The 23759-nt window shown below is 37.5% G+C and carries 20 protein-coding genes; 8 read left to right on the top strand and 12 right to left on the bottom strand.

Going from position 1 to position 23759, the window contains the following annotated elements:
• The first annotated feature begins 111 nt into the window (after positions 1–111).
• Complete coding sequence (locus ACFSAV_RS01650) at positions 112–873, top strand: DeoR/GlpR family DNA-binding transcription regulator (protein WP_101776248.1); 762 nt, start codon at positions 112–114, stop codon at positions 871–873.
• Between the two features lie 57 nt (positions 874–930).
• On the opposite strand, the gene ACFSAV_RS01645 is transcribed toward ACFSAV_RS01650, so the two are convergent.
• Positions 931–2391, bottom strand: a complete 1461-nt coding sequence (locus ACFSAV_RS01645) for an aminoacyl-histidine dipeptidase (protein WP_379095467.1) — start codon at positions 2389–2391, stop codon at positions 931–933.
• A 151-nt stretch (positions 2392–2542) separates the two neighbouring features.
• On the opposite strand from ACFSAV_RS01645, the gene gpt reads away from it, so the two are divergent.
• On the top strand, positions 2543–3004 hold the full coding sequence (gene gpt / locus ACFSAV_RS01640; protein WP_101776250.1) for a xanthine phosphoribosyltransferase: 462 nt from the start codon (positions 2543–2545) through the stop codon (positions 3002–3004).
• A gap of 72 nt (positions 3005–3076) precedes the next feature.
• Here the strand turns inward: gpt and uxuA are convergent, their stop codons facing one another.
• The 3 genes from uxuA to ACFSAV_RS01625 form a co-directional block, all read right to left on the bottom strand.
• On the bottom strand, positions 3077–4261 hold the full coding sequence (gene uxuA / locus ACFSAV_RS01635) for a mannonate dehydratase (protein WP_101776251.1): 1185 nt from the start codon (positions 4259–4261) through the stop codon (positions 3077–3079).
• Between the two features lie 261 nt (positions 4262–4522).
• Complete coding sequence (locus ACFSAV_RS01630; protein WP_379095463.1) at positions 4523–5269, bottom strand: FCD domain-containing protein; 747 nt, start codon at positions 5267–5269, stop codon at positions 4523–4525.
• Positions 5270–5352: 83 nt separating this feature from the next.
• Positions 5353–6327 carry a TRAP transporter substrate-binding protein gene (locus ACFSAV_RS01625; protein ID WP_379095460.1) on the bottom strand — a complete coding sequence of 325 codons (975 nt, stop codon included), beginning with the start codon at positions 6325–6327 and terminating at the stop codon, positions 5353–5355.
• 233 nt (positions 6328–6560) lie between these two features.
• Here ACFSAV_RS01625 and ACFSAV_RS01620 point away from each other — a divergent pair, with 233 nt between their 5' ends.
• From ACFSAV_RS01620 to ACFSAV_RS01595, 6 genes are read left to right on the top strand one after another with little or no spacing between them, the layout of a single operon-like run.
• Positions 6561–7049: a TRAP transporter small permease gene (locus ACFSAV_RS01620; protein ID WP_379095458.1), complete on the top strand. Its 489-nt coding sequence runs from the start codon at positions 6561–6563 to the stop codon at positions 7047–7049.
• Between the two features lie 14 nt (positions 7050–7063).
• Positions 7064–8374, top strand: a complete 1311-nt coding sequence (locus ACFSAV_RS01615) for a TRAP transporter large permease (RefSeq protein WP_379095456.1) — start codon at positions 7064–7066, stop codon at positions 8372–8374.
• Between the two features lie 49 nt (positions 8375–8423).
• Positions 8424–9269, top strand: coding sequence for an SDR family oxidoreductase (locus ACFSAV_RS01610; protein WP_101776256.1), 846 nt, complete (start codon positions 8424–8426; stop codon positions 9267–9269).
• A gap of 25 nt (positions 9270–9294) precedes the next feature.
• Positions 9295–10698, top strand: a complete 1404-nt coding sequence (gene uxaC, locus ACFSAV_RS01605) for a glucuronate isomerase (protein ID WP_101776257.1) — start codon at positions 9295–9297, stop codon at positions 10696–10698.
• A 9-nt stretch (positions 10699–10707) separates the two neighbouring features.
• Positions 10708–11649, top strand: a complete 942-nt coding sequence (locus ACFSAV_RS01600; protein WP_379095451.1) for a sugar kinase — start codon at positions 10708–10710, stop codon at positions 11647–11649.
• A gap of 19 nt (positions 11650–11668) precedes the next feature.
• Positions 11669–12307, top strand: coding sequence for a bifunctional 4-hydroxy-2-oxoglutarate aldolase/2-dehydro-3-deoxy-phosphogluconate aldolase (locus ACFSAV_RS01595; RefSeq protein ID WP_101776259.1), 639 nt, complete (start codon positions 11669–11671; stop codon positions 12305–12307).
• A 52-nt stretch (positions 12308–12359) separates the two neighbouring features.
• Here ACFSAV_RS01595 and proS read toward each other — a convergent pair whose 3' ends face one another.
• The 8 genes from proS to ACFSAV_RS01555 form a co-directional block, all read right to left on the bottom strand.
• A complete protein-coding gene (proS, locus tag ACFSAV_RS01590) occupies positions 12360–14072 on the bottom strand; it encodes a proline--tRNA ligase (RefSeq protein ID WP_379095447.1) in 1713 nt (570 codons plus the stop codon).
• A gap of 163 nt (positions 14073–14235) precedes the next feature.
• Positions 14236–14970 carry a M48 family metallopeptidase gene (locus ACFSAV_RS01585; RefSeq protein WP_379095443.1) on the bottom strand — a complete coding sequence of 245 codons (735 nt, stop codon included), beginning with the start codon at positions 14968–14970 and terminating at the stop codon, positions 14236–14238.
• Positions 14957–15661, bottom strand: a complete 705-nt coding sequence (locus ACFSAV_RS01580; protein ID WP_379095440.1) for a hypothetical protein — start codon at positions 15659–15661, stop codon at positions 14957–14959. Before ACFSAV_RS01580 ends, ACFSAV_RS01585 begins: the two co-directional genes overlap by 14 nt.
• Positions 15651–18911, bottom strand: a complete 3261-nt coding sequence (locus tag ACFSAV_RS01575) for a type I restriction endonuclease subunit R (protein ID WP_379095437.1) — start codon at positions 18909–18911, stop codon at positions 15651–15653. Before ACFSAV_RS01575 ends, ACFSAV_RS01580 begins: the two co-directional genes overlap by 11 nt.
• Positions 18912–18928: 17 nt before the next feature.
• On the bottom strand, positions 18929–20287 hold the full coding sequence (locus ACFSAV_RS01570) for a KAP family P-loop NTPase fold protein (RefSeq protein ID WP_379095434.1): 1359 nt from the start codon (positions 20285–20287) through the stop codon (positions 18929–18931).
• An 8-nt stretch (positions 20288–20295) separates the two neighbouring features.
• On the bottom strand, positions 20296–21501 hold the full coding sequence (locus ACFSAV_RS01565; protein WP_379095431.1) for a restriction endonuclease subunit S: 1206 nt from the start codon (positions 21499–21501) through the stop codon (positions 20296–20298).
• 10 nt (positions 21502–21511) lie between these two features.
• Complete coding sequence (locus tag ACFSAV_RS01560; protein ID WP_379095428.1) at positions 21512–23026, bottom strand: type I restriction-modification system subunit M; 1515 nt, start codon at positions 23024–23026, stop codon at positions 21512–21514.
• A gap of 114 nt (positions 23027–23140) precedes the next feature.
• Positions 23141–23746 carry a restriction endonuclease subunit S gene (locus tag ACFSAV_RS01555; RefSeq protein ID WP_379095425.1) on the bottom strand — a complete coding sequence of 202 codons (606 nt, stop codon included), beginning with the start codon at positions 23744–23746 and terminating at the stop codon, positions 23141–23143.
• Between the last annotated feature and the right edge of the window lie 13 nt (positions 23747–23759).

Below are 23759 nucleotides of genomic sequence, written 5' to 3'. Positions count from 1 at the left end.
TTAATTTTTGTTAATAAAGTCTATTTATAATACTGCGAAGTTAAATTTTTATACAATAAAGGAGAAATAAGCGTATAATTTGCCTGGTTTTATTTGAATGGATGTAAAAGAATGTTAATTCCCGTAGAACGCCAGAAAAAAATTCTTAACTTAATTCATCAGCAAGGTATTATGCGAATTGCTAATTTAGTCGATATCATGGGTGTTTCCCATATGACAATTCGCCGTGATATCCAAAAACTGGAAGAAAAAGGCAAAGTGGTTTCCGTTTCTGGAGGTGTGCAGTTATTAGAGCGTTTAATTTCAGAGCCTACTCGTGACGACAAATCATTACTTTTCCACCAACAAAAAGCTGCTATTGGTCTTGCCGCAGCAGAACTGATTCCCACTAATGCGACGATTTATCTTGATGCAGGTACCACTACATTAGAAATTGCCAAGCAAATTACTGAACGTGAAGATGTGTTAATTATTACTAATGATTTTGGTATTGTTGATTTCCTCATCGCAAATGGTCGCTGCGATTTAATTCATACGGGTGGACGAGTATGTAAAGAGAACCGTTCTTCTGTAGGTGAACTTTCCGCACAATTTCTGCGCAATGTTTCCATTGATTTGGCCTTCATTTCCACCTCTTCTTGGAACTTACAAGGTTTAACCACACCTGATGAAGATAAATTACCTGTCAAACGGACAATTGTGCAGTCAAGCCAGCGTAATATCCTCGTCACTGACTCATCAAAATACGGCAAAGTTGCTACTTTTCTACTCTATCCACTAGATACATTTGATCAAATCATCTGTGATAAATCACTCTTGATTAATGCGCAAGAAAAGATTGTTGAAATGGACATTGAGTTGTTATTGGTCTAAAAAAGTGCGGTCAGAATTTGCAAGATTTTGACCGCACTTCATGCTATGGTTTAACCATTATTTTTTCGGCATTGCCGCTAACAGCTTGGTTAGCAATGTCCAATAGGTTTGTACTGCGGGAATATGTACTTTTTCATCTGGTGAATGCGCATTACGAATGGTTGGTCCAATAGAAACCATATCGATATTTGGATAAATTTTCTTCAATAAACCACATTCTAAGCCCGCATGAATCACTTTGACCACTGGTGCATAACCCAGTACCTCTGCATAGACTTTCTCGGTTAAATTCACAATTGGTGCATCGCTATGCGGCTCCCAGCCCGGATAGTAGCCACTAAATTCAACATCAGCACCGACCAAAGAAACTAATGATTTCAATAAGCTACCTACATAACGATTGCCACTATGAATCAGTGAACGAATTAAAATAGTCCCTTTAATATGGGTTTCATCTGTCCGCAATACACCAATACTTAATGAGCTTTCTACTACATTCTCAAGTACATCACTATTGCGAATGACACCGTTTGGTAACACGTTAAATAAGTGGATAGCTTTATGTGTCGTACTTTGCGAGAACACGGTATCTGCATTTTCCACTGGTTGTAGAGTAAATGTAAGATTAGGCTCTACTTTTGCTAGCTCATGCTTTAACAAAATTTCAAAATTTTGCACCGCACTTTGCAATGTTGCTAAACCCTCATTAAATGCTAATGTCGCAAAAGCTTCGCGTGGAATCGCATTACGCACAGAACCTCCACGAATCTCACTTAACGCAAACTGAAATTGAGGCTCATTTTGAGTAAGTTGCGCTAAAAAACGAGCTAACACCTTAATTGCATTGGCGCGCCCTGTATGAATGTCCCCACCCGAATGTCCACCAGACAAGCCTTTTAACACTAATTGATAGCTCTGTTCAAACGTATTCAGTTTACGTTCAATTTCTAATGAAATATTGGCATTTTCACCACCAGCACAACCAATATAAATTTCGCCATTCTCCTCCGTATCCGTATTAATCATGACTTCACTTTGTAACCAGTTTGGACGTAAACCAATTGCGCCTTCCATCCCAGCTTCTTCAGTCATGGTTAATAATACTTCAAGTGGAGGATGAGCCAGATCATCACTGTCTAATACTGCCAATGCAGATGCCATCCCAATCCCATTATCTGCCCCCAAAGTGGTGCCGCGTGCTTTCACCCACTCACCATCAATATAGGCTTGAATGGGATCTTGGCTAAAATCATGCACAGTCCCTTCATTTGCTTGTGGTACCATATCTAAATGTGCCTGTAACGCTACAGGTACATGATCTTCCATACCTGCTGTTGCTGGCTTACGAATCAAAATATTACCCGCTTCATCACGTTGTGCGTAAAAGCCTTTTCCTTTCGCCCAATGTATAATGAACTGTGCAATTTGTTCTTCTTGATAAGATGGATGTGGGATGGCGCAGATTTGACCAAACCATTTCCATAATAATTTTGGCTGTAATGTTTGAATCTCTGACATAACTCCTCCGATTTTGAAATCCGTTATTATGTTGTCTATAAAAATGCGAAAAAAACCAGCAAAATTATAGCATAAAAGGCTATTTCAGGTTATCCTAACGCAATTTTATTTTATGGGCAAAATTGCCCTCTTATTTTAAAAAGGTGTGTTTATGAGCGAAAAATATGTAGTGACGTGGGATATGTTCCAAATGCACGCACGTAAATTATCAGAGCGTTTACTACCCGCCTCTCAATGGAAAGGGATTATCGCAGTCAGTCGTGGTGGCTTATTTCCTGCAGCTGTGTTAGCGCGTGAATTAGGTATTCGTCATGTAGAAACTGTTTGTATTGCAAGCTATCATGATCATGTTGAACAAGGCGAACTCAAAGTATTACACCGTGCAGAAGGTGATGGCGATGGTTTTATCGTGGTTGATGATTTAGTTGATACAGGTAATACTGCACGTGCAATCCGTGAAATGTATCCAAAAGCAAGATTTGTTACAGTATTTGCAAAACCCGCTGGTGCACCGTTAGTGGATGACTATGTTATTGATATCCCACAAAATACATGGATCGAACAACCTTGGGATTTAGGCTTAACTTTCGTTCCGCCTCTTGCAAGAAAATAAATTTTGCAAACATTAAACAAGCAAATAAAAATGCGAGTTTTTCAACTCGCATTTTTTCTCTACGTTTTTACGCTACTTTTCAAAATAGACTTTTTTAAGTGCTAATTCCAAGCCTCTAAATTCTGCTAAACCTTTTAAACGACCAATCGCTGAATAGCCAGGATTAGTTTTTTTATTCAGATCATCAAGCATTTGATGACCGTGATCTGGACGCATTGGTATTAAACGATAATTCCCATTAGCTTTTCGTCTGTATTCTTCCGTTAAGAGAGCCTTTACAACCTTAAACATATCTACATCGCCCTCTAAATGTGCGGCCTCGTGAAAGCTCAGTGGATTGTCTTCACGGCAGGTAGAACGTAAATGTGCAAAGTAAATGCGATCAGAGAATTGTTCCGTCATTTTCACTAAGTCATTATCTGAACGAACCCCATAAGATCCCGTACACATTGTAAAACCATTCGCCGTTAATGGTTGTGTTTTGACAAACCATTGCATATCCTCAATTGTCGAAACAATACGTGGTAGACCTAAAATTGGGCGAGGAGGATCATCAGGATGAATTGCCATTTTAATTCCCACTTCTTCTGCGACAGGAATAATCTCATTTAAGAAATACGCCAAATGCGTACGGAATTTTTCTGGAGTGATATTTTGATAACGATCTAACTGCCCTTGGAATTCGCTTAGTGTATAGCCTTCTTCCGCACCAGGTAAACCTGCAATAATATTATTCGTCAATTGTTGAATATCCTGCTCACTCATTTTTTCGAAATAAGCTTTTGCTTGCGAACATTCTTCAACAGAATAACTTTGCTCCGCATTCGGACGTTTTAAAATATAAAGTTCAAAGGCAGCAAAGGCAATATGATCAAATCGCAATGCTTTTGACCCATCTGGCATTTGGTATGCCAAATCTGTACGCGTCCAATCTAACACAGGCATAAAATTATAACACACCGTATCAATACCACATTGAGCAAGATGGCGCAGTGTTTGCTTATAGTTATCAATCCATTGCTGATATTGTCCCGTTTGTGTTTTAATTTCTTCGTGAACCGGTACACTTTCTACTACTGACCAAACCAAACCAGCTTGTTCAATCTCTGCTTTACGTTTTTCAATCTCTTCTACTGACCAAATTTGCCCATTTGGAATATGATGAAGCGCAGTGACAATTCCCGTTGCGCCAGCTTGACGAATATCTGCTAGTGAAACAGGATCTTTTGGTCCATACCAACGCCATGTTTGTTCCATAAGAATTTCTCCATTCAAAATTATTTGGCTTTATAAATATGATCATTCTGTCATCAAACATATCACTACCTACCCTTTGCTATACTTTTTATGGAGGAACATCTCATTCTCATCGGATCTTCTTGTAACACTTTTGCTTCTTGTGTTCCATAAGATTCAATAGTAGTATGCTCTAGGTAAATTTCATATCCATCAGACAACAATTCGATTACTTTAGGAGCTCAATCGAATTTTCCGACTTTGAACGCCAATGTAGCAATATCAAATCCCAACAAAGACTGGATTTCGATTAAACAAATAACCATCAAAATTAGGGTCATCAAGATCAGATAATTCAAATAATTTCTGTTTTACATTTTCAAGATGCTGCCACATGGTTTTTTTAGCAAGCGCAGGATCTTTTCGTTGAATACTATTGAGAATCGCTTCATGATCTTTTAACCATAATCGACGATAATGATGTACTTTAATATGCGAATGAAGCCCTTTCCACATCGGATTAGAACGATATTTCCATAGCTCTTTTTGCATCTGAATTAAAACTTCATTCTGCGTTATTTCTGCAATCGCAGTATGAAATTCTTCATCTTCAGAATAATCATCATCACCGCCTTTCTCTAAAGTGATATATTCGCGCTTTAAAATTTCCTTCAAGCGTACAATATCATTACGGTTTGCTTGAATTGCTGCAAATTCAGCAATACTACTTTCTAATAATTGTCGAGCTTGCAACAATTCAAATGGTCCTACATCTAAATAATCAAAACTATCATTACTACTTGGTAAATTAATGACATAGACACCAGAACCCTTTTTAACAGAAATCAGGTTCTCTAGTTCCAACATAATTAATGCTTCTCTAACGACAGTCCGACTGACTTCAAAACGTTCCGCAATATCACGCTCTGGAGGTAATCGCTCACCAATTGTATAAATCCCTTTGCGAAGCTCGTCTTTTAATAATTCACCAATTTTTTTATAAGATCGTAATGGATAGTTTTCACTCATAATTAAAAAGCCTTAAATACTACAAACAATAACAGTACCAATTTAAATATTGGTATAACAAATTATAATTTAATATAACATAACTACTGTATTTTACGGATCTCTTCTACAATTTTGTATGTGTCAGGATCTGTTTTTTGTAATTCTTCGTACATTGGAATAACCGCAGCTTTAAATGTCGATTTGTCTACTTCAACAAAGGTTGACCCCTGCTTAATCGCAGATTCTCTTTCTTTATTTTCAGAAGCAACCCAAAGCGCTTGCATTTTAACCGTAGCCTCATTAGCGGCTTGCTTCAATGCTTTTTGTTCATTTTCACTTAAACCATCCCATACTTTTGCTGAAATCACTAACACATCAGGTACCATAGTGTGTTCATCTAAACTAAAATATTTAGATACTTCACTATGGCGGCTCAATGTATAAGACGGAATGTTATTTTCAGCAGCATCAACTACTCCTTGCTGCAGAGCTGTATAAAGCTCACCATAAGCTAATGGTGTTGGATTTCCTCCTAAGAATTTCACCATATTGACTGCTGTTGGACTAGGCTGGACTCGTACTTTCAAGCCTTTTAAATCCGCAGGTGTTTTAATCGGTTTTGATGTATAGAAACTTCTTGCCCCAGCATCTAAGTAAGCTAAACCAATAAAGCCATTTTCTTTCGATGACTGTAAAATATTTTGTCCAATTGGACTTTCCATCACTTTATAATAATGTTCCTTACTGTTAAATAAATAAGGCAAATTATATACACCATATGGTTTACTAAAAGCTTCTAATTCAGCAGCATTCGATTTTGCTAATGCTAAAGCGCCCTTTTGTACAAGTTCTAAAGACTCACGTTGTGAACCAAGTTGAGCATCGGGATAAACACGAATTTTAAGCTCGCCATTTGTTAATGCTTCAGTACGCTTCGCCATGAATTGTAATGCTTCATGAACTGGATGCGCCCTATTTTGATTATGGCTTAATTTTAAAGTCGTACTTGCTAATACATTAAGAGAAAGCCCCAATGCAATCGCAGTAATAACCACATTTAATGAGAATTTTTTCATAATCATCTCCTTTCATTTCATTCACTTTAGATCTATAAGAGTAATACCCCATTTGGCATGCCAATAATTGTATTTTTTTTCGTTTTAGTCAAAATTATTTATCTAAAAATGAGACCAAAATCACAAAATAAACAAAATTGGAATTCCAATTTAAAAAATGTGACCTCGATCTCATTTAAAATGGTGTGATTATTATAGAATTTGTTGCATATTTATCATTACAGGAGGGATTCATGGAAAAATTGTTTAAATTGGTGAACCAAATATTAATTACTTTCTTAGTTTCACTTTCCGCAGTACTTGTAATCTGTGTCGTTTGGCAAGTCATCTCTCGTTATATTCTCAGCTCAGCAAGCATTGTAACTGATGAACTAGCTCGCTTTCTCTTTATGTGGGTAGGTCTTATCGGCGCAGCTTATGCAACGGGATTAAAAAGACATCTTGCGATTGATTTATTACTCATGAAAAGTAAAGGAAAAAATAAAACACTTCTTGAAATCTTTATTTCTTGCGTAATGCTCTTTTTTGCAGGATTTATTCTTGTTTATGGTGGTGCTAATCTTGCTTGGGATACTCATGTATCAGGACAGATTTCACCATCACTTAGTATAGACATGGGGCTTGTTTACCTTTGTTTACCTGTTTCTGGAATCATTATGATGTTCTATATTCTTATAGACCTTATTTCAAAATTTAATAAAACTGGTCAACAACTTAATTAAGGAGCAACTTACTTATGGAATGGACAAGTATTCTCGCCCTTTTTGGCTCTTTCGTTTTAATGTTAGTACTTTCAGTGCCAATTTCCTTTGCTATTGCAATTTCAACATTAATCACGATTACAATTAGTTTACCATTAGATGGAGCCTTAACTGTTGTCACTCAAAAAATGGCATCTGGTTTAGATAATTTTGCGTTGTTAGCAATCCCCTTTTTTATTTTAGCGGGTAATATCATGAATCGTGGAGGCATTGCCATCCGCTTAATTGCTCTCGCTAAAGCATTAGGCGCTAGATTACCAGGCTCACTATTCCACAGTAATGTACTTGCCAATATGCTATTTGGCTCAATTTCTGGCTCCGCCGTTGCCTCAGCAGCTGCAATGGGAGGGATCATGTCACCTTTACAAAAGAAAGAAGGTTATGACCCTGAGATTTCAGCTGCAGTCAATATTGCATCTTGTCCAACAGGATTACTTATCCCACCAAGTAATACTTTGATTGTTTATTCTCTTGTTTCAGGTGGTACCTCTATTTCCGCTCTCTTTCTCGCAGGTTATCTTCCAGGCATGCTAATGGGATTAGGCATAATGCTTGTAGCGGGCTTTATTGCCAAACGTAAAAATTATCCCCTAGAACCTGCGCCAAGTTGCAAAGATGTCATGCTAAAAACTATTGATGCATTACCCTCTTTATTACTTATTTTTATTGTCATTGGTGGCATTATTGCTGGAATATTTACTGCAACAGAAGCCTCTGCAATTGCCGTCATCTATACTTTAATTCTTGCTGTTGGATTCTATAAAGAAGTAAAAATTAAAGAACTCCCAGCAATCATTCTAGAATCAAGCGTAACAACAGCAATTGTTTTATTACTCATAGGTGCCTCATCCGGCATGTCTTGGGCAATGGCAAATGCAGATATTCCTTATTTGATCCAAGATGCCTTACTCGCTGTTTCTGCTAATCCAATTATTATTATGCTCTTTATCACTGTACTTTTATTAATCGTTGGTACTTTTATGGATATGACGCCAGCAGTGTTAATTTTCACACCTATTTTCTTACCTATTGCGATGGAACTCGGCATTGATCCCGTTCATTTCGGTATCATCATGACCTTTAACCTTTGTATTGGTATCTGTACACCACCTGTTGGTAGCGCGTTATTTATTGGCTGCTCAGTAGGTCATGTGAGTATTGATCGAGTATTAAAACCGATGTTGCCATTTTTCGTTGCACTCATTGTCACGTTATTAATGGTGACATTCATCCCTGATATCAGCTTATTACTGCCTAAATTATTCCTTAATTATTCACCCATGTAATTAAATCATTTAGGTAAACCTCGAATACAGTTATTGATAAGGAAAAATTATGCAAATTCCATTTAATCATCAATTTAAAGATAAAGTTATTGTGATTACTGGTGCTGGCGGTGTGTTATGTGGCTTTCTATCTAAGCAGCTAGCAAGAACAGGAGCCAAAATCGCCTTACTAGATATTAACTTAGAAATGGCAAATCATTTTGCAGAGGAAATCACGCAATCGGGAGGGATTGCGAAAAGTTATCAAACGAATGTTTTAGAACTGAATAGTATTCAAGCAACAAACGAACAAATTAAAAAAGATTTTGGTCCCTGTGATATTCTCATTAATGGTGCTGGTGGTAACAATCCTAACGCAACAACAGACAATGAATTTCATGAATTTGAACTACCTGACAATACTAAATCCTTTTTTGACTTAGATAAAAGCGGCGTAGAGTTTGTTTTCAACCTTAACTATCTCGGCACACTTCTTCCTACTCAGGTTTTTGCGAAGGAAATGGTAGGGAGAAAAGGTAGTTGCATTGTCAATATTTCTAGTATGAATGCTTTTACTCCACTCACTAAAATTCCTGCCTATTCAGGCGCTAAAGCAGCCATCAGTAATTTTACACAATGGCTTGCAGTGCATTTCTCTCATGTTGGTATTCGTTGTAATGCGATCGCACCAGGTTTTTTAGTGAGTAACCAAAATCGTGCGTTGTTATTTAATACTGATGGCAGCCCAACAGCAAGAGCACATAAAATTTTAACTAATACACCAATGGGGCGTTTTGGTGAAGCCGAAGAGTTAGTAGGTGGCATTTTATTCTTAATTGATGAACGCTATTCAAGTTTTGTGAACGGCGTTGTATTACCTATTGATGGTGGTTTCTCAGCGTATAGTGGTGTGTAATAAGTTGTTTTAAGGAGTAGGTGAAATGAAATCCTTTCTATGTGAAAACTTTTTACTTTCGACAAAAACTGCAGAAAAGCTGTATCATGACTATGCAGAAAATATGCCTATTTTTGACTATCATTGTCATCTTAATCCAAAAGACATTGCTGAAAATCGGCAATTTAAAGATTTAGCAGAAATTTGGCTAGAAGGCGATCACTATAAATGGCGTGCAATGCGCACTGCTGGCATTGAAGAACACTTAATTACAGGTCCATCCACCAATTATGAAAAATATTTAGCTTGGGCGAAAACAGTTCCTCTTTGTATTGGCAACCCTATTTATCACTGGACACACTTAGAATTACGTCGTCCGTTTGGTCTCCACAATAAGTTATTTAATCCCGAAAGTGCGGTAAAAATTTGGCATGAATGCAATGAGATGTTGCAGCAGCCAGCATTTTCTGCACGAGGCATTATGCAACAGATGAATGTCAAACTTTCAGGGACTACTGATGATCCTACTGATTCTTTAATCTATCATAAAGCAATTGCAGAAGATAAAACATTTGATATTGATGTCGTACCAAGTTGGCGACCAGACAAAATTTTTAAAATTGAACTCCCAACATTTAATCCCTATATACAACAGCTTGCTGAAGTCGCTGATATTGAAATTACTAATTTTGCAACATTACAACAAGCGATTTTAAAACGACTTGATCATTTTGATCGACATGGCTGTAAATCTGCCGATCATGGTATTGAAATTGTCCGTTTTGCTGACATACCAACAGAACAAGAACTAGATAAAATCCTACAACAACGCCGTCAAAATCAACCACTGACCGAACAACAAATTGCGCAATTTAGTACTGCAATATTGGTTTGGTTAGGACAAGAATATCATAAACGTCAGTGGGTAATGCAATTGCATATTGGTGCTATTCGTAATAATAACAGCAGAATGTTTAGATTATTAGGTGCTGATAGTGGCTTCGACTCTATTGGCGATCGTATATTTGCACAACCACTTGCAAAACTCTTAGACGCTATGGATAACACAAACCAGTTACCTAAAACAATCCTCTATTGCTTAAATCCTCGTGATAATGAAATGATCGGCAGTATGATAGGTAACTTCCAAGGCGATGGTATTGCCAGTAAAATTCAATTCGGCTCAGGCTGGTGGTTTAATGATCAAAAAGATGGCATGGAGCGTCAATTAGAACAACTCTCTCAACTGGGATTATTAAGCCAATTTGTTGGTATGCTCACGGATTCTCGCAGTTTTCTTTCTTATACTCGCCATGAATATTTTCGCCGCATCTTATGTGAAAAATTAGGTCGTTGGGTTGAAAACGGAGAAGCACCAAATGATTTAACATTATTAGGTAGTATGGTTCAAAATGTTTGCTTTAATAATGCAAAACGCTATTTTAAATAAGGAAAATCCATGAAGAAAATAGCAATTATTGGTGAATGTATGATTGAGCTAAATGGTGAGGCATTTGGTCGTATGTATCAAACTTATGGTGGAGATACCCTGAATACAGCAACTTATTTAACTCGCGTCACCCCATCAACAGTACTTGAAGTACAATATATCTCAGCAATGGGAACAGATAAACTGAGCCAACAAATGATTGAGCATTGGCAAATTGATGGCATCAATACCAATTGGGTACTGCGTGACCCGAAACGACATGCAGGTCTCTATTTAATTCAACTGGATGCACAAGGTGAGCGAACGTTTTTATATTGGCGTAATCAATCCGCTGCGCGTTATTTATTGCAACATATTGAGATAGAAAAAGTATTTGAAGCACTGATAGCAGTAGATATGATTTATTTAAGTGGTATCTCTTTAGCTATTTTACCTGATCATGACAGAACAGCATTAATTACAAAGTTAATTGTACTTGCAAAGCAAGGCATAAAAATTGCTTTTGATAGTAACTACCGCCCTGCACTTTGGGAATCACTGGAAAAAACACAAGAAATTTATACCGCACTTTTACCTATTGTTGATCTGGCGTTAGTCACGTTCGAGGATGAACAAGCTATTTGGCAAGATAAAAATGCTCTTGATACCATCCATCGTTTAAAACAAATGGGAGTCAAAAAAGTTATTGTCAAACAAGGAAAATCTGGGGCAATGTGCAGTGATCGTCATAACAATCAATGCTTTGTGCCAACACAAGAAGTCAACAATATTGTTGATACAACTTCTGCAGGTGATGCATTTAATGCAGGCTTCCTTAATGGCTATTTGCAAGGTAAACCATTATATGTTTGTTGTGAACAGGGTCACCAATTAGCAGGGCTTGTCATCCAGTATCAAGGTGCAATTATTGATAAATCAGTAACAGCTCATTTAATAAATACATTCAACTAATTCATATTTAAGGATTTTTATGAAATATAATACTGATCAAATTATTGAAAAGTTAAGAACAATTAAAGTTGTGCCAGTGATTGCAGTAGAAGAAGCGGAAACAATTTTACCCTTAGTAGAAACTTTAGTCCAAAATGGCTTACCTGTTGCAGAAATTACTTTTCGCTCTACTGCGGCTGAACAAGCAATCCGTTTAGTTCGCCAACATTATCCTGAAATATTAATTGCAGCAGGTACAGTATTAACACCAGAGCAAGTCATCCAAGCCAAAAATGCAGGAGCTGATTTTATTGTCACACCGGGCTTTAATCCTAACATTGTCAAACTTTGTCAAGAGTTACAACTTCCTATTACACCGGGTATCAACAATCCCATGTCGATTGAAGCCGCACTTGAAATGGGCATCACTGCGGTTAAATTCTTCCCAGCTGAAGCTTCTGGCGGCGTAAAAATGATTAAAGCCTTACTAGGTCCTTATGCACAATTACAAATCATGCCAACAGGAGGAATTGGTTTACATAATATTCAAGCGTATTTAGCAATTCCAAATGTTGTTGCTTGTGGTGGTTCTTGGTTTGTGGAGAAAAAATTAATTCAAGAGAAAAATTGGGATGAAATTGGACGTTTAGTACGTGAAGTTTTAGCTAAAATTAAATAATCGCCCCACCAATAAAAAATGCGAGTTTAATACTCGCATTTTTTGTCTGTTATTAAGCTAATTTAGCCTTGAGCACTGCTAATAGCTGCTCTTTAGCAATCATTTCTTTCTCACCTAAACGACGATTCTTATATTCAATTTCGCCTTTCTCAAGATTTTTCTCACCAATCACAATCATATGCGGCACGCCAATAAGTTCCATATCCGCAAACATCACACCAGGACGTTCTTTACGATCATCAAAAATAACATCCACACCTTGTGCCATTAAAGTGCGGTATAATTCTTCAGCAAATTGCTGCACGCTTTCTGATTTATGCATATTCATTGGTACAATCGCCACTTTGAATGGAGCAATATTGTCTGGCCAAATAATGCCACGCTCATCATGATGCTGCTCAATGGCTGCTGCAATCACACGCGTTACTCCGATACCATAACAGCCCATGATCATGGTTTGTGGACGACCATCTTCGCCCTGTACCGTGGCATTCATCGCAGCGGAATATTTGGTGCCTAATTGGAAAATATGACCTACTTCGATACCACGTTTAATTTGCAAAGTACCTTTACCATCTGGGCTAGGATCACCTTCTACTACATTACGTAAATCGGCTACTTGTGGTACCGCCAAATCACGTTCCCAATTAATACCAAAATAATGTTTACCGTCTTGGTTTGCACCCGCAGAGAAGTTATCCATATTGGCGACGGTGCGATCGATCACAATCGGCATTGGTAAATTGATTGGACCTAATGAACCTGTACCCGCACCTACTACTGCACGAATTTCTTCATCGGTAGCAAACTGTAATGGGCTTGCGACGATATCCACTTTCTCCGCTTTAATTTCGTTTAACTCGTGATCACCACGTACTAACAATGCCACTAACTTGTGACCGCTTTCTTCAGTCGCGTGCACCACTAAGGTTTTTACTGTTTTTTCAATTGGTTGATTGAATTGTGCTACCAATTCCGCAATGGTTTTTGCATTAGGCGTATCCACTAAACGTAATTCTTCTGTTACTGGTCCGCGCTCACCTAATGCTACTGCTTCGGCAAGTTCAATATTGGCGGCAAAATCTGACTCTGTTGAAAACACTACATCATCTTCACCACTTTGTGCTAACACTTGGAATTCATGGGATGCACTCCCACCAATTGAACCTGTATCAGCCTGTACGGCACGGAAATCTAAACCTAAACGATTGAAAATATTGGAATAGGTTTGATACATCACATCATAGGTATTTTGCAAACATTCATGTGTAGTATGAAAAGAATAAGCATCTTTCATCACAAACTCACGCGAGCGCATGACACCAAAACGTGGACGTACTTCATCACGGAATTTAGTTTGAATATGGTATAAATTGAGTGGTAATTGCTTATAAGAACTCAATTCACGGCGCACTAAATCGGTAATCACTTCTTCATTGGTTGGTCCAATCACAAAATCACGTTCACCACGATCTTTAAAGCGCAATAATTCGGGACCATATTCTTCCCAACGTCCAGACTCTTGCCATAATTCTGCTGGTTGCGTAACCGCCATTTTCACTTCTAACGCACCGCTTTTATCCATTTCTTCACGAATAATGTTTTCTACTTTGTGTAACACACGTAGCCCTGTAGGCAACCAAGTATAAAGCCCCGATGCCAATGGGCGAATCATGCCCGCACGCAACATTAATTGATGGCTAACAATACTTGCCTCCGCAGGCGTTTCTTTTAAGGTTGAGAATAAATATTGACTTGTACGCATTGAGATACCTGTTAAATGAAAACGGTTTATAAATCGAAAAAATTGTGGCTTAGTTTATCACTGAGTGGAGTTTGCATAAAGAATTATAAAGCGGTTTAAGGGAAATGTTCAAAACCACCAGCACTGTACAGCTAGCGGACAAGCACTCTCAAAGAAGAAAACATCATTCAGTTAAAATCTGTTCGACCAATCCATCTAAACGTGTTTTTCTTTTTTTCCAATCAGGCATCACTTGGGTGAGTAAACTATAAAAATTCGGGCTGTGATTATGCTCTGCAAAATGGCAAAGCTCGTGCAAAATCACATAATCAATACATTCTCTTGGGGCTTTAACCAACATGGGATTTAACGTCAAATACCCTTTAACCGAACAATTGCCCCATTGTTTTTTCATTTTGATTAATTTAATGTCGGGGCGAAATGTCATCCATAATGCCTGCTCTAATAACGCTGTTAAACGTTGCTCAAAGATAATAGTGGCTTTTGCTCGATACCAGTTTTCTAACTGTTTTTTCACCTTGCTTGCGTTTTTTTCTGCTACATAAACCTCTAACTTGCCACGCAAAAATTTAACCCCTTCTAGCAATTGAGGATTTTCAATCACTTTTAACACATACTGTCGCCCTAAATAATAATGACTTTCCCCGCTAATGTACTGACGAGGCGTGATGTCTTGTTGTTGCTGCCGAAAATACGCTAACTGCTTCACAATCCAACATCGTCGCTTTTGCACCGCCACCAAGATGTCAGATTCCGAAGTATCTTCAGGCACAATAAGGCGAATTTGACAGTCAGGGTAAACATAAATCCGTAAACGTTTTGCATTCTTGCTGTACTGGTAAGTAAAACTTATAACTTGCTTGCCATATACAAAAACTAATTGTTTACTTATTAACATGATTTTTTTTAAACAATACAACTTCAATAATATGGATATAAAATCTATATTTGTATATTTTCCTGAGCGATACCAACCCTAAGATAGAAATCGTTGCTAATATAATTGCCATATTTAAAATCCAAAACTCAGGATCCAATATGCTAATAGACATATTTTTTAGTAATTCTTTATAAGAAATAGATATACCAAAAACTTGGTTAACTGCAAATATCGATAATATTGAGAAGAAAATTTTACCAAGGAACATATGCCGTTCCATCTGATAAGTAAAGTCAGCTTTTGTTAACTTTAATAAACCTTCATCAAAACCCATCAATTTATCTAAAGCTATAACATCATATAAAACACTTCTAACTTCATTATTTTTCAAAGTTCTATCTTTTATCATATAAAAAATACTTATCCCAACATTAGAAAATAAAAAAATAGTGAAGAAAAAAGAAAAAATAAGAGTGATAGAGAAAAATACTATTTTTACATATTCATTTTCAAAATTATCTAAAAGAACAAAGAAATATATAACCAACAAGATAACGGAGAATGTTATAGTAATGTTCCTCATATAATCATTACATTTCTTTTCTATTAGCCTTGGTTTATATTTATTATATCGAAATAAAAAATCTAAATAAGCGATAATTTTCTTTATTTCTTTTGCATCTTGATATAAAGAATATCTATCCACCATTACACATTCCTCCTCTCACAATCTGTATCAGCATTTCCAAAATTCGTTTGGTTTGATCCATGCCTGCCCCTATGGCTTTACAACGTTGGAAAACAAGCGGTAACAATTGCTTGCGAATTTCCGTTTCAATGGCTTGTGGGTTAATGGAAAAGAGCTTCACAACTTGATCCACGCTACGATCTACTTCAAATGCAAAATCCACCCAGCTTTGTTGCTCTTCAGGGTGAATTTGTGCAAAAAAATCGGGCAAATTCAGTTTAAACACACCAAAAAAGGCTTGAGCTTGGTGATTCCCGTGAAAATCTGGCAGCTCATCGAGTTGGCGTGCTTGTACTTTTTCCTCAAATTCTTTAAACAACCAATATTGCTTTAACGGATGCTCAAAAAGTGCGGTAGTTTCTGCAATAATTTTTTTCAATAATTGAGAAAAGGCTTCTTTCGCATAAGGATCATCGCCCATCTCTTGCTCAATCATTTTGATCACACGGGTTTTGATTATATCTGTTTCATTGCGTGTCTTTTCTGGCGACCATGTCTCAGGCTTTTGTTGTTTCCCCAATTTGGATACATCGTAACTACCTTCAGGCTCCTTAACCTGCACCCCAACCACGTGTTTATCTAATAGTTTTTTAACCTGATCTTCATATTCACGGTAATCCACTTTTTCGCCTGCATCTTGTTGAACAATCAAGCGTAGTGCAGAAAATTGTTGTAAGGTCGCTTTATAATGGCTTCTGTCTTCATCAGAAAATTGGCTATCTTCAAAAAAACTGGCGGACTGCAACGCTACTTTTAAGCAACTTGAAAACGCAGTCAGTGCCTCATAAAAGTCATCCCGTGCTTTAACGTTCATATCCACCAACTGACCATTCACCTTCTCCATTTTTGGCATCAATACTTGGCGTAGTTGCTCAATATCCTGTTTATTTTTTACCTTCTCAAAAATTGCCCACAATTGTCGATATAGCATTGGCAAGCGTTTATATTCCCTGCTCATTTGTTGGTAAAGCCCAGCAAGATCAGCAAGATCGTAGCCCCCTTGCGTACGTTCGGCTAAATCCTGATATTGTTCAATGGTGATATCTAATTCTTTTAAAATGCCCCGATAATCAATTAACAAGCCATATTTTTTCGCCGTATGTAAACGATTAACTCGTGCAATTGCCTGAATTAAATTGTGCGATTTCAGTGGTTTATCAATATACAACACGGCATTTTTCGGCTCATCAAATCCCGTCAGTAATTTATCCACCACAATCAGCATTTTTAGCTGATCATCTTTATCAAAACGTTGAATCTGCGTACTGGTATAAGTGGTTTCATCTTGGGCACCCACATTGTCTTTCCACCATTTCACCACATCATCACTTGCGGATTCATCAAGCTCAGTATTGCCTTCTCGGCTATCAGGGGCACTGATCACCAAAGCGGACTCAAACAGCCCAATTTCATCTAAATACTGCTTATATTTAATGGCGGAAGACTTACTGTCACAAGCCAATTGTGCTTTTAGCCCTGCTTCCACATGGTTCACAAAATGATTGGTAATATCTAAAGCAATTAAACGAATGCGATCCTCAGCGTGATACACCTGCCCTTTTTTGGCATATTTTCGTTTTAAATCGGCTTTTTGTTGTTCAGAAAGCCCCACCGTAATCCGTTCAAACCAGCTGTCAATAGCACGTTCATTCACCTCCAAATCAGGAATCCGCTCTTCATACAGCAAAGGCGTCACCGCCCCATCTTTCACCGCCTGTTGCATCGTATAGGCGTGCAAAATAGGACCAAATTTATTGGTGGTTTTCTCCTCTTTTAATAATGGCGTACCAGTAAATGCCACAAAAGAAGCGTGAGGCAATGCCTGTTTCATCCGAATGTGATTTTCACCGCCTTGACTACGATGCCCCTCATCAATTAGCACCACAATATCCGCACTGTCATTAAAGCACGCCTTTAATTTCGTGGCGGTATTGAATTTCTGAATCAAGGAAAAAATAATCCGCTCATTGCCCGAACCAATTTGTTCCGCTAAACGCTTACCCGATGTTGCCAAGGCATTTTCTTGATCTTTTTTATTGCCCAACTCACCGCTAGAGGCAAAGGTGCGACTGAGTTGCTTTTCTAAATCAATACGATCGGTCACCACCACAATACGGCATTGCTTCAAACCATCGTGCAAAATCAACGCTTTGCTCAAAAACACCATCGTAAAGGACTTACCCGAACCTGTGGTATGCCAAATCACCCCACCTTCACGTCCGCCATCTGGGCGTTTTTGCGTAATCCGTTCAATTAAACGTTTGATGCCAAACACTTGCTGATAACGTGCCGCAATCTTGCCTGACTTCTTATCAAACAAAATAAAATAACGCACAAATTCCAAAAGCCGGTCTGGTGAAAGCAAGGCAATCAGCAAGCGATCTTGCTCGGTCACAGACAAAGGCGATTGAGACCAATTTTCATACCAAGCCCGCTCCTCTTCTTTCATCATTTTTTGCGCAACAAGTGCGGTCACTTTTTGATTTTTTTTCGCCAATAAATCCGCTTCCGTTATATCCTCTTCACGCCATATTGCCCAAAATTTCGCAGGCGTGCCGCAAGTGGCATATTTGCCTGCCGAGCCATTAATTGACAGCAATAATTGGCTAAACATAAACAGCTGGGGAATTTCGTCCGCCCGTTGATTGCGCAAATGCTGAGAGATGCCCTCCTCAATGCTAGGCAAGGCTTTGCCATCAGGACGTTTAGCTTCAATGACGACTAAAGGTAAGCCATTAACAAAACACACAAAATCAGGACGACGATGTGCCACGCCATTGGTGCGAGTGACTTGAAATTCATCAGAAAAACAGAAGTGATTATTAGAAACTTGTTGCCAGTCGATAAGAAAGACGGTGGGATTGACTTTTTTGCCCTCCACAAACTCGGTTACTGAAATGCCATACAACAAATGGTGATACAGCGTTTCATTGGCGTGCAATAAGCCCTGTGATAAATCCACATTGCACACCTCCGCCACAATACTATCAATGGCGTTTTGTGACAGCGGATAAGATTTGCCTGCAAACATAAACTGCCGTTTTGCCAATGCCGCTCGCAATACCTCCACCAACACCACCGAAGACAAACTCCCCCCTCGTAGCGTCACTATTTCCTGCGGTGAAAGGTACTCCCAGCCTAAATTGCTCAATAAGATCGCCGCAGGAAGATGAGAAGAAAAACGTTCTTGAAAACGGGGTAGGTGTTGCATAGTTCTTCCTTAATTATTTATGAATATAGTGAAAGTATATTTAAAGTTTTTGATAACATTCCAAATCTATTTCTAACTTCATATGTTGATAAATTAATCCTATAGTCATGCCAAGAAGAAAGTCCATTTATGAATTCGTTCCAATTCTGATTATTGGATAAATCGAACCTAATATCCAATTTGGCTTCATAAAAATGTCCAGCTGAAATGACATATATTAATAATTCTCGCCTGATTCCATTTTCAAAAATTTCTTTATTGAGTTTTAAATTTAAAAACTCTAACAATTCTTGCTGATTTACTCGGCTATTCAAAAAATCATCTAGTAATTTTGGTTTAAGAACTGATAAAAAAATACAAAAAATAATTATCATGTTTCTCATATAATCCTGCTTACTACTCTCTATTTCTCCAATAATCAAGTAAACATCAAGAAAATGAATCACTTTTTCGACTTCTCTCAGAGAAACATTATGGATTTCAATGAGATCTTTTATAAAATCTAAAGTAGTATCATCCAGTGATAACATCGTGAAAAAGTCATTATCACTTTGACGAAGTTTTGATAAAAATAAATTATAAGCAGCTAATTCAGAATAGTAATTTCCGACTACTGTGGAAGGTAATTTAAACGTAAATTTAAACAATTTATCTAAGTAACGATGAGCATCAATAGTAGTACCATATCGTTGAGTCACAGCTGATTTTAATTGTTCTATATTCGTGACCAAAACAACTTTGATTTTTTCAATATCCAAAATATGCTTGATTACTTCTAACATATCTAGTGCATAGTCTGGACGACATCGGTCTAACTCATCAATAAATATGATAATCTCTTTATCTCCAGAGATTTCTTTAAGTAATTCTTTCAATAAATTAATATTTTTATTTAAATTTGCTTGTTCTTTTAATAAATAAGAAACGGATTTTTCTACCGCACTGTCTGTTGTTGTTTTTATTGCATCAGAAAATTCTTCTGTAATATCATTTGTATTACTTCTAAGTAAATAGCCCACCGAAGCTTTAACAATAAATTTAAATAATCCTGCAGCCAATTTTCCTAAACGGTTTATTTGTTCCTCATTAGGTTTACACACATTAATTATTTCAGACAATATGGCAATTAATGGTTCTCCAGAATGATCGGACTTAAATGCATCTATGTAAACTAGATGATATTTATCTTCTAATTTATCTTCAATGAGCTTAATTGTTTTCAAGCAAAACTCTGTTTTACCAATTCCCCATCCACCATTTATCACCATTGGTGATAAATTTAATTTAGAATCTAGAAGGTGAACTAAATTCTCGGCGATAAGTTTTCGATTAAATTCATCTCGTTGAGTAAATGTAATATTTTCTGATAGTGACATATTTCCTCCTAAACTTTTACCCTCACTTTCCCACTCAACAATTTTTGCATTAAGGCTTTTTTCTCTTGCTTTAAACAAGCGAGTTTTTGTTGAAGGGTGTCGATTTCGTGATCTTGTGTTGAAAGAATTTGTGCGATTTTTTGTTGTTCTGATAATGGTGGCAATGCAAAAGGAAATGAACATAACGCATCAAATCCTACTGATTCCCTAACAGAACCTTGAGTACTATTATTAATGCGTTGTTTAGCTTCGTGAGATTGCATCCAATACAAAAAGAAATCGCTATCTAATTCTTTAGATTTTATGCTAAAAACGACGTACATAGGACTTAATGTGCTATCACCAAATTTATCTAATCGTGCAAAAGATCCAACATTTAATCGAGAAGGATTATAAGCAAACTGACCTTTTTTGACGATTTTGTAATTAGAAATGTCCTCACTTGCAACACGCTTAGAAAACTGATCTTCTGGTAATACAAAACCGCTATGATTAGTGACACTTAAAACTCGTGTTACTTGATTATCTCTATTTCTTGCTTTTTCTTCTTTTAACAGATTGATTAATTTAGTCTTTCTCCGCTCCCCACTAAACCCTTTCAAACGTTTTTTGCCCGTTAGCAATTGCTGCATTAAGGCTTTTTTCTGTTGCTGACTATTTGCTAACAACTGCTCTGTGGTTTGAATTGCTTTGTCCCACGTAGAAAGAATATCTGCGATTTTGGTTTGTTCTGAGAGGGGGGGTAAATTAATCCATATATCATTAAGAATTTGCTGACTAAGATTAGAAATATTTGTACCACCACCCTTTTTTTTAATCTGTTGCTTCATCCAAAAAGAATGAGAGAATATTGAAATATACTTTGAGTATGTATTTTCATTAACAACTCTCCCTCTAATTGTAAAACCAGAAAAGGATAATTTTTCATTAACAAAGGGGAAATATAGGCAACGACCAATCAGATCTTTATTACCATTAGACCTTACAAATAATAAATCGCCAGAATAAAGTAATTCATCATTTTTAACTTTACCTTCAACATTAACAATATCTAAGTTTTCTGTTGTTTTTAACTCAGTAAAATTCTTAAAATCTGTGACTCCAACGATTTTTATCGCTTCTCCTGAATCTGATTTAGTGAAATTCAAACCATTTTTAAACTTCATTAAATCACCTAATTTTTTTCTTTCCCAACCGCTTGGCAACGTATTCATTTTGTTATCCTCAAAATCCCAATTCCTGCAAATAATCGTCCATTTGCTTTTCTAGCTCGGCTAACTGTGCCTTTAATGCCTCTCGCTCTGTACGCACCGCTGGCAAATCAATTTCCGCCTCTTCTTCAAAGGTGTCCACATAACGAGGAATATTCAGATTAAAATCATTTTCTTTGATTTCCTCGAAGGTAGCCACATAAGCATATTTCTCCACAGGGGCGTAAGTGCGGTAGGTTTTAGCAATTTTTTGGATATTCTCTTCCGTTAATAGATTTTGATTTTTCCCTGCCTTAAATTCACCGCTGGCATCAATAAATAATACCTTATTGTGCGATTTTTGCTTTTTAAACAGCAAAATAGCCGCAGGAATCCCCGTGCCAAAAAACAGTTTTTCGGGCAAGCCGATGACCGCATCCAATAAATTTTCTTCAATTAATTTTTGACGAATTTTGCCTTCTGCCGCCCCTCGGAACAGCACGCCGTGCGGCACCACCACGCCCATTCGCCCTGTTTTGGTTTTTAAGGTTTCGATCATATGCAAAATAAAGGCATAGTCGCCTTTGGTTTTTGGCGGCAGCCCACGGGTGAATCGCCCAAAATGATCGTTTTCCGCTTGTTCCACGCCCCATTTGTCTAAAGAAAAGGGCGGATTGGCGGTTACAATGTCAAATTGCATCAGGTTGCCTTGTTGATCCAGTAATTTAGGGTTGCGAATGGTGTCGCCCCATTCAATGCGGTGGTTATCTTCACCGTGCAAAAACATATTCATTTTTGCCAGTGACCACGTGGAGCCGATTGCCTCTTGACCAAAGAGGGCATATTGGCGTTCACCGTGATTTTGTAACACTTTTCGACCGCACTTCATCAATAACGAACCTGAGCCACAAGCAGGATCGCAAATGCTGTCGCCTAATTGTGGATCGAGTAGCTCTGCGATTAAATCGGACACTTCAGGCGGCGTGTAAAATTCCCCTGCTTTTTGCCCACCGCTTGCCGCAAAATGTTTGATAAGGTACTCATAGGCGTTACCGATAATATCTAACGACCCCACTCGTCTTGGGCTAAGGTCTAATTCAGGCTTGGCAAAATCTTCCAATAAATGACGTAAAATCTCATTTTTTTGCTTTTGATCGCCTAATTTATCGGTGTTAAAGGATATATCTTGGAACACGCTTTTACTCGAATCGCGTAATTTGGTGCCATTGGCTTCTTCAATGGCGTGCAAGGCTTGATCGATACGTTCACCATTACCGGGTTCAAAACGCTGTTCATATAAGGCATAGAAATTGGCGTGTTTGGGTAGCACAAACCGCTCATTTTTCATCATTTCTTCAATTAATTCAGGTTCATCGCCATATTGTGCTTGATAGTGTTGGTAATGATCTTTCCATACATCTGAAACGTATTTCAAAAACAGCATAGTAAGAATGAAATCTTTATAAGTATCGGGGCTGATGGTACCTCGGAAGGTATCACAAGCTGCCATTAATGCGTTGTTAATGGTCTCTTGGCTAATTTGTGTCATTGTTTATTCCTTTTGTGTTAATTTTTTGATTTGTGAATCGCTTTACTAAAAAGCATTTTACTGATGTCAGTAAAATGGTCTGAAACCTTGTGCTTATTGATTCCTTCAGCCATTTTACACTGTGTCTATTTCCTCATTAGACCATTTTGTATACTTCTGTTCTTCCCTGATGGACCGTGCAATACCTATCATCATTTGCTCTTCTGTTGCCATGAGTTTTTCAAGCAATTTTCTTTGTTGTTTTAAGTTATGTGCTAATGCAACAATTGTCTGCTGCTTCTGTAAAGAAGGGATTATAACGGGGGTATTTTCTAGAATAGGACGTCGAATATTTTTCATGCCTGATCCTTCCGCATTTTGCTCAAAATATTTTTGCACAACTCGCTGATTAAGTAGCCAAACTAAAAAGGCAGGCAAGACATTATGATGTTTGACTCGCATCACAAATAAATGGGGAGATGCTACGGCTTTTTGCTTTTCTACATTTTTAACCAAAACAGCGTAATTACGTTCTCCTTTGGCAGAAAGTAAAATATCACCGTCTTCCAGCCAATCAGTATGTGATTTTTCAATATTCGTTTTATCACAAGCTTGCCACGCAATCTCGCCATCAAGGGAAATATTCTTCATTTGAACAACAAAATGCTGCTCTCCTTCTGGGATTTTTCCCCTGAAAGGAAAACCAGCACGAATTTGTGCAATGTCAGAAAGTTTTTCCATCATTCAGCCCTTT

Source organism: Pasteurella oralis (assembly GCF_042681465.1).
Taxonomy (GTDB): Bacteria; Pseudomonadota; Gammaproteobacteria; order Enterobacterales; family Pasteurellaceae; genus Pasteurella; species Pasteurella oralis.
This window is presented reverse-complemented; position numbering and strand designations above follow the sequence as displayed.

Excerpts from the sequence above, each read along its gene's own strand:
- ACFSAV_RS01650 (WP_101776248.1), top strand. The coding sequence starts at position 112 with ATGTTAATTCCCGTAGAACGCCAGAAAAAAATTCTTAACTTAATTCAT.
- ACFSAV_RS01645 (WP_379095467.1), bottom strand. The coding sequence starts at position 2,391 with ATGTCAGAGATTCAAACATTACAGCCAAAATTATTATGGAAATGGTTT.
- gpt (WP_101776250.1), top strand. The coding sequence starts at position 2,543 with ATGAGCGAAAAATATGTAGTGACGTGGGATATGTTCCAAATGCACGCA.
- uxuA (WP_101776251.1), bottom strand. The coding sequence starts at position 4,261 with ATGGAACAAACATGGCGTTGGTATGGACCAAAAGATCCTGTTTCACTA.
- ACFSAV_RS01630 (WP_379095463.1), bottom strand. The coding sequence starts at position 5,269 with ATGAGTGAAAACTATCCATTACGATCTTATAAAAAAATTGGTGAATTA.
- ACFSAV_RS01625 (WP_379095460.1), bottom strand. The coding sequence starts at position 6,327 with ATGAAAAAATTCTCATTAAATGTGGTTATTACTGCGATTGCATTGGGG.
- ACFSAV_RS01620 (WP_379095458.1), top strand. The coding sequence starts at position 6,561 with ATGGAAAAATTGTTTAAATTGGTGAACCAAATATTAATTACTTTCTTA.
- ACFSAV_RS01615 (WP_379095456.1), top strand. The coding sequence starts at position 7,064 with ATGGAATGGACAAGTATTCTCGCCCTTTTTGGCTCTTTCGTTTTAATG.
- ACFSAV_RS01610 (WP_101776256.1), top strand. The coding sequence starts at position 8,424 with ATGCAAATTCCATTTAATCATCAATTTAAAGATAAAGTTATTGTGATT.
- uxaC (WP_101776257.1), top strand. The coding sequence starts at position 9,295 with ATGAAATCCTTTCTATGTGAAAACTTTTTACTTTCGACAAAAACTGCA.
- ACFSAV_RS01600 (WP_379095451.1), top strand. The coding sequence starts at position 10,708 with ATGAAGAAAATAGCAATTATTGGTGAATGTATGATTGAGCTAAATGGT.
- ACFSAV_RS01595 (WP_101776259.1), top strand. The coding sequence starts at position 11,669 with ATGAAATATAATACTGATCAAATTATTGAAAAGTTAAGAACAATTAAA.
- proS (WP_379095447.1), bottom strand. The coding sequence starts at position 14,072 with ATGCGTACAAGTCAATATTTATTCTCAACCTTAAAAGAAACGCCTGCG.
- ACFSAV_RS01585 (WP_379095443.1), bottom strand. The coding sequence starts at position 14,970 with ATGTTAATAAGTAAACAATTAGTTTTTGTATATGGCAAGCAAGTTATA.
- ACFSAV_RS01580 (WP_379095440.1), bottom strand. The coding sequence starts at position 15,661 with ATGGTGGATAGATATTCTTTATATCAAGATGCAAAAGAAATAAAGAAA.
- ACFSAV_RS01575 (WP_379095437.1), bottom strand. The coding sequence starts at position 18,911 with ATGCAACACCTACCCCGTTTTCAAGAACGTTTTTCTTCTCATCTTCCT.
- ACFSAV_RS01570 (WP_379095434.1), bottom strand. The coding sequence starts at position 20,287 with ATGTCACTATCAGAAAATATTACATTTACTCAACGAGATGAATTTAAT.
- ACFSAV_RS01565 (WP_379095431.1), bottom strand. The coding sequence starts at position 21,501 with ATGAATACGTTGCCAAGCGGTTGGGAAAGAAAAAAATTAGGTGATTTA.
- ACFSAV_RS01560 (WP_379095428.1), bottom strand. The coding sequence starts at position 23,026 with ATGACACAAATTAGCCAAGAGACCATTAACAACGCATTAATGGCAGCT.
- ACFSAV_RS01555 (WP_379095425.1), bottom strand. The coding sequence starts at position 23,746 with ATGGAAAAACTTTCTGACATTGCACAAATTCGTGCTGGTTTTCCTTTC.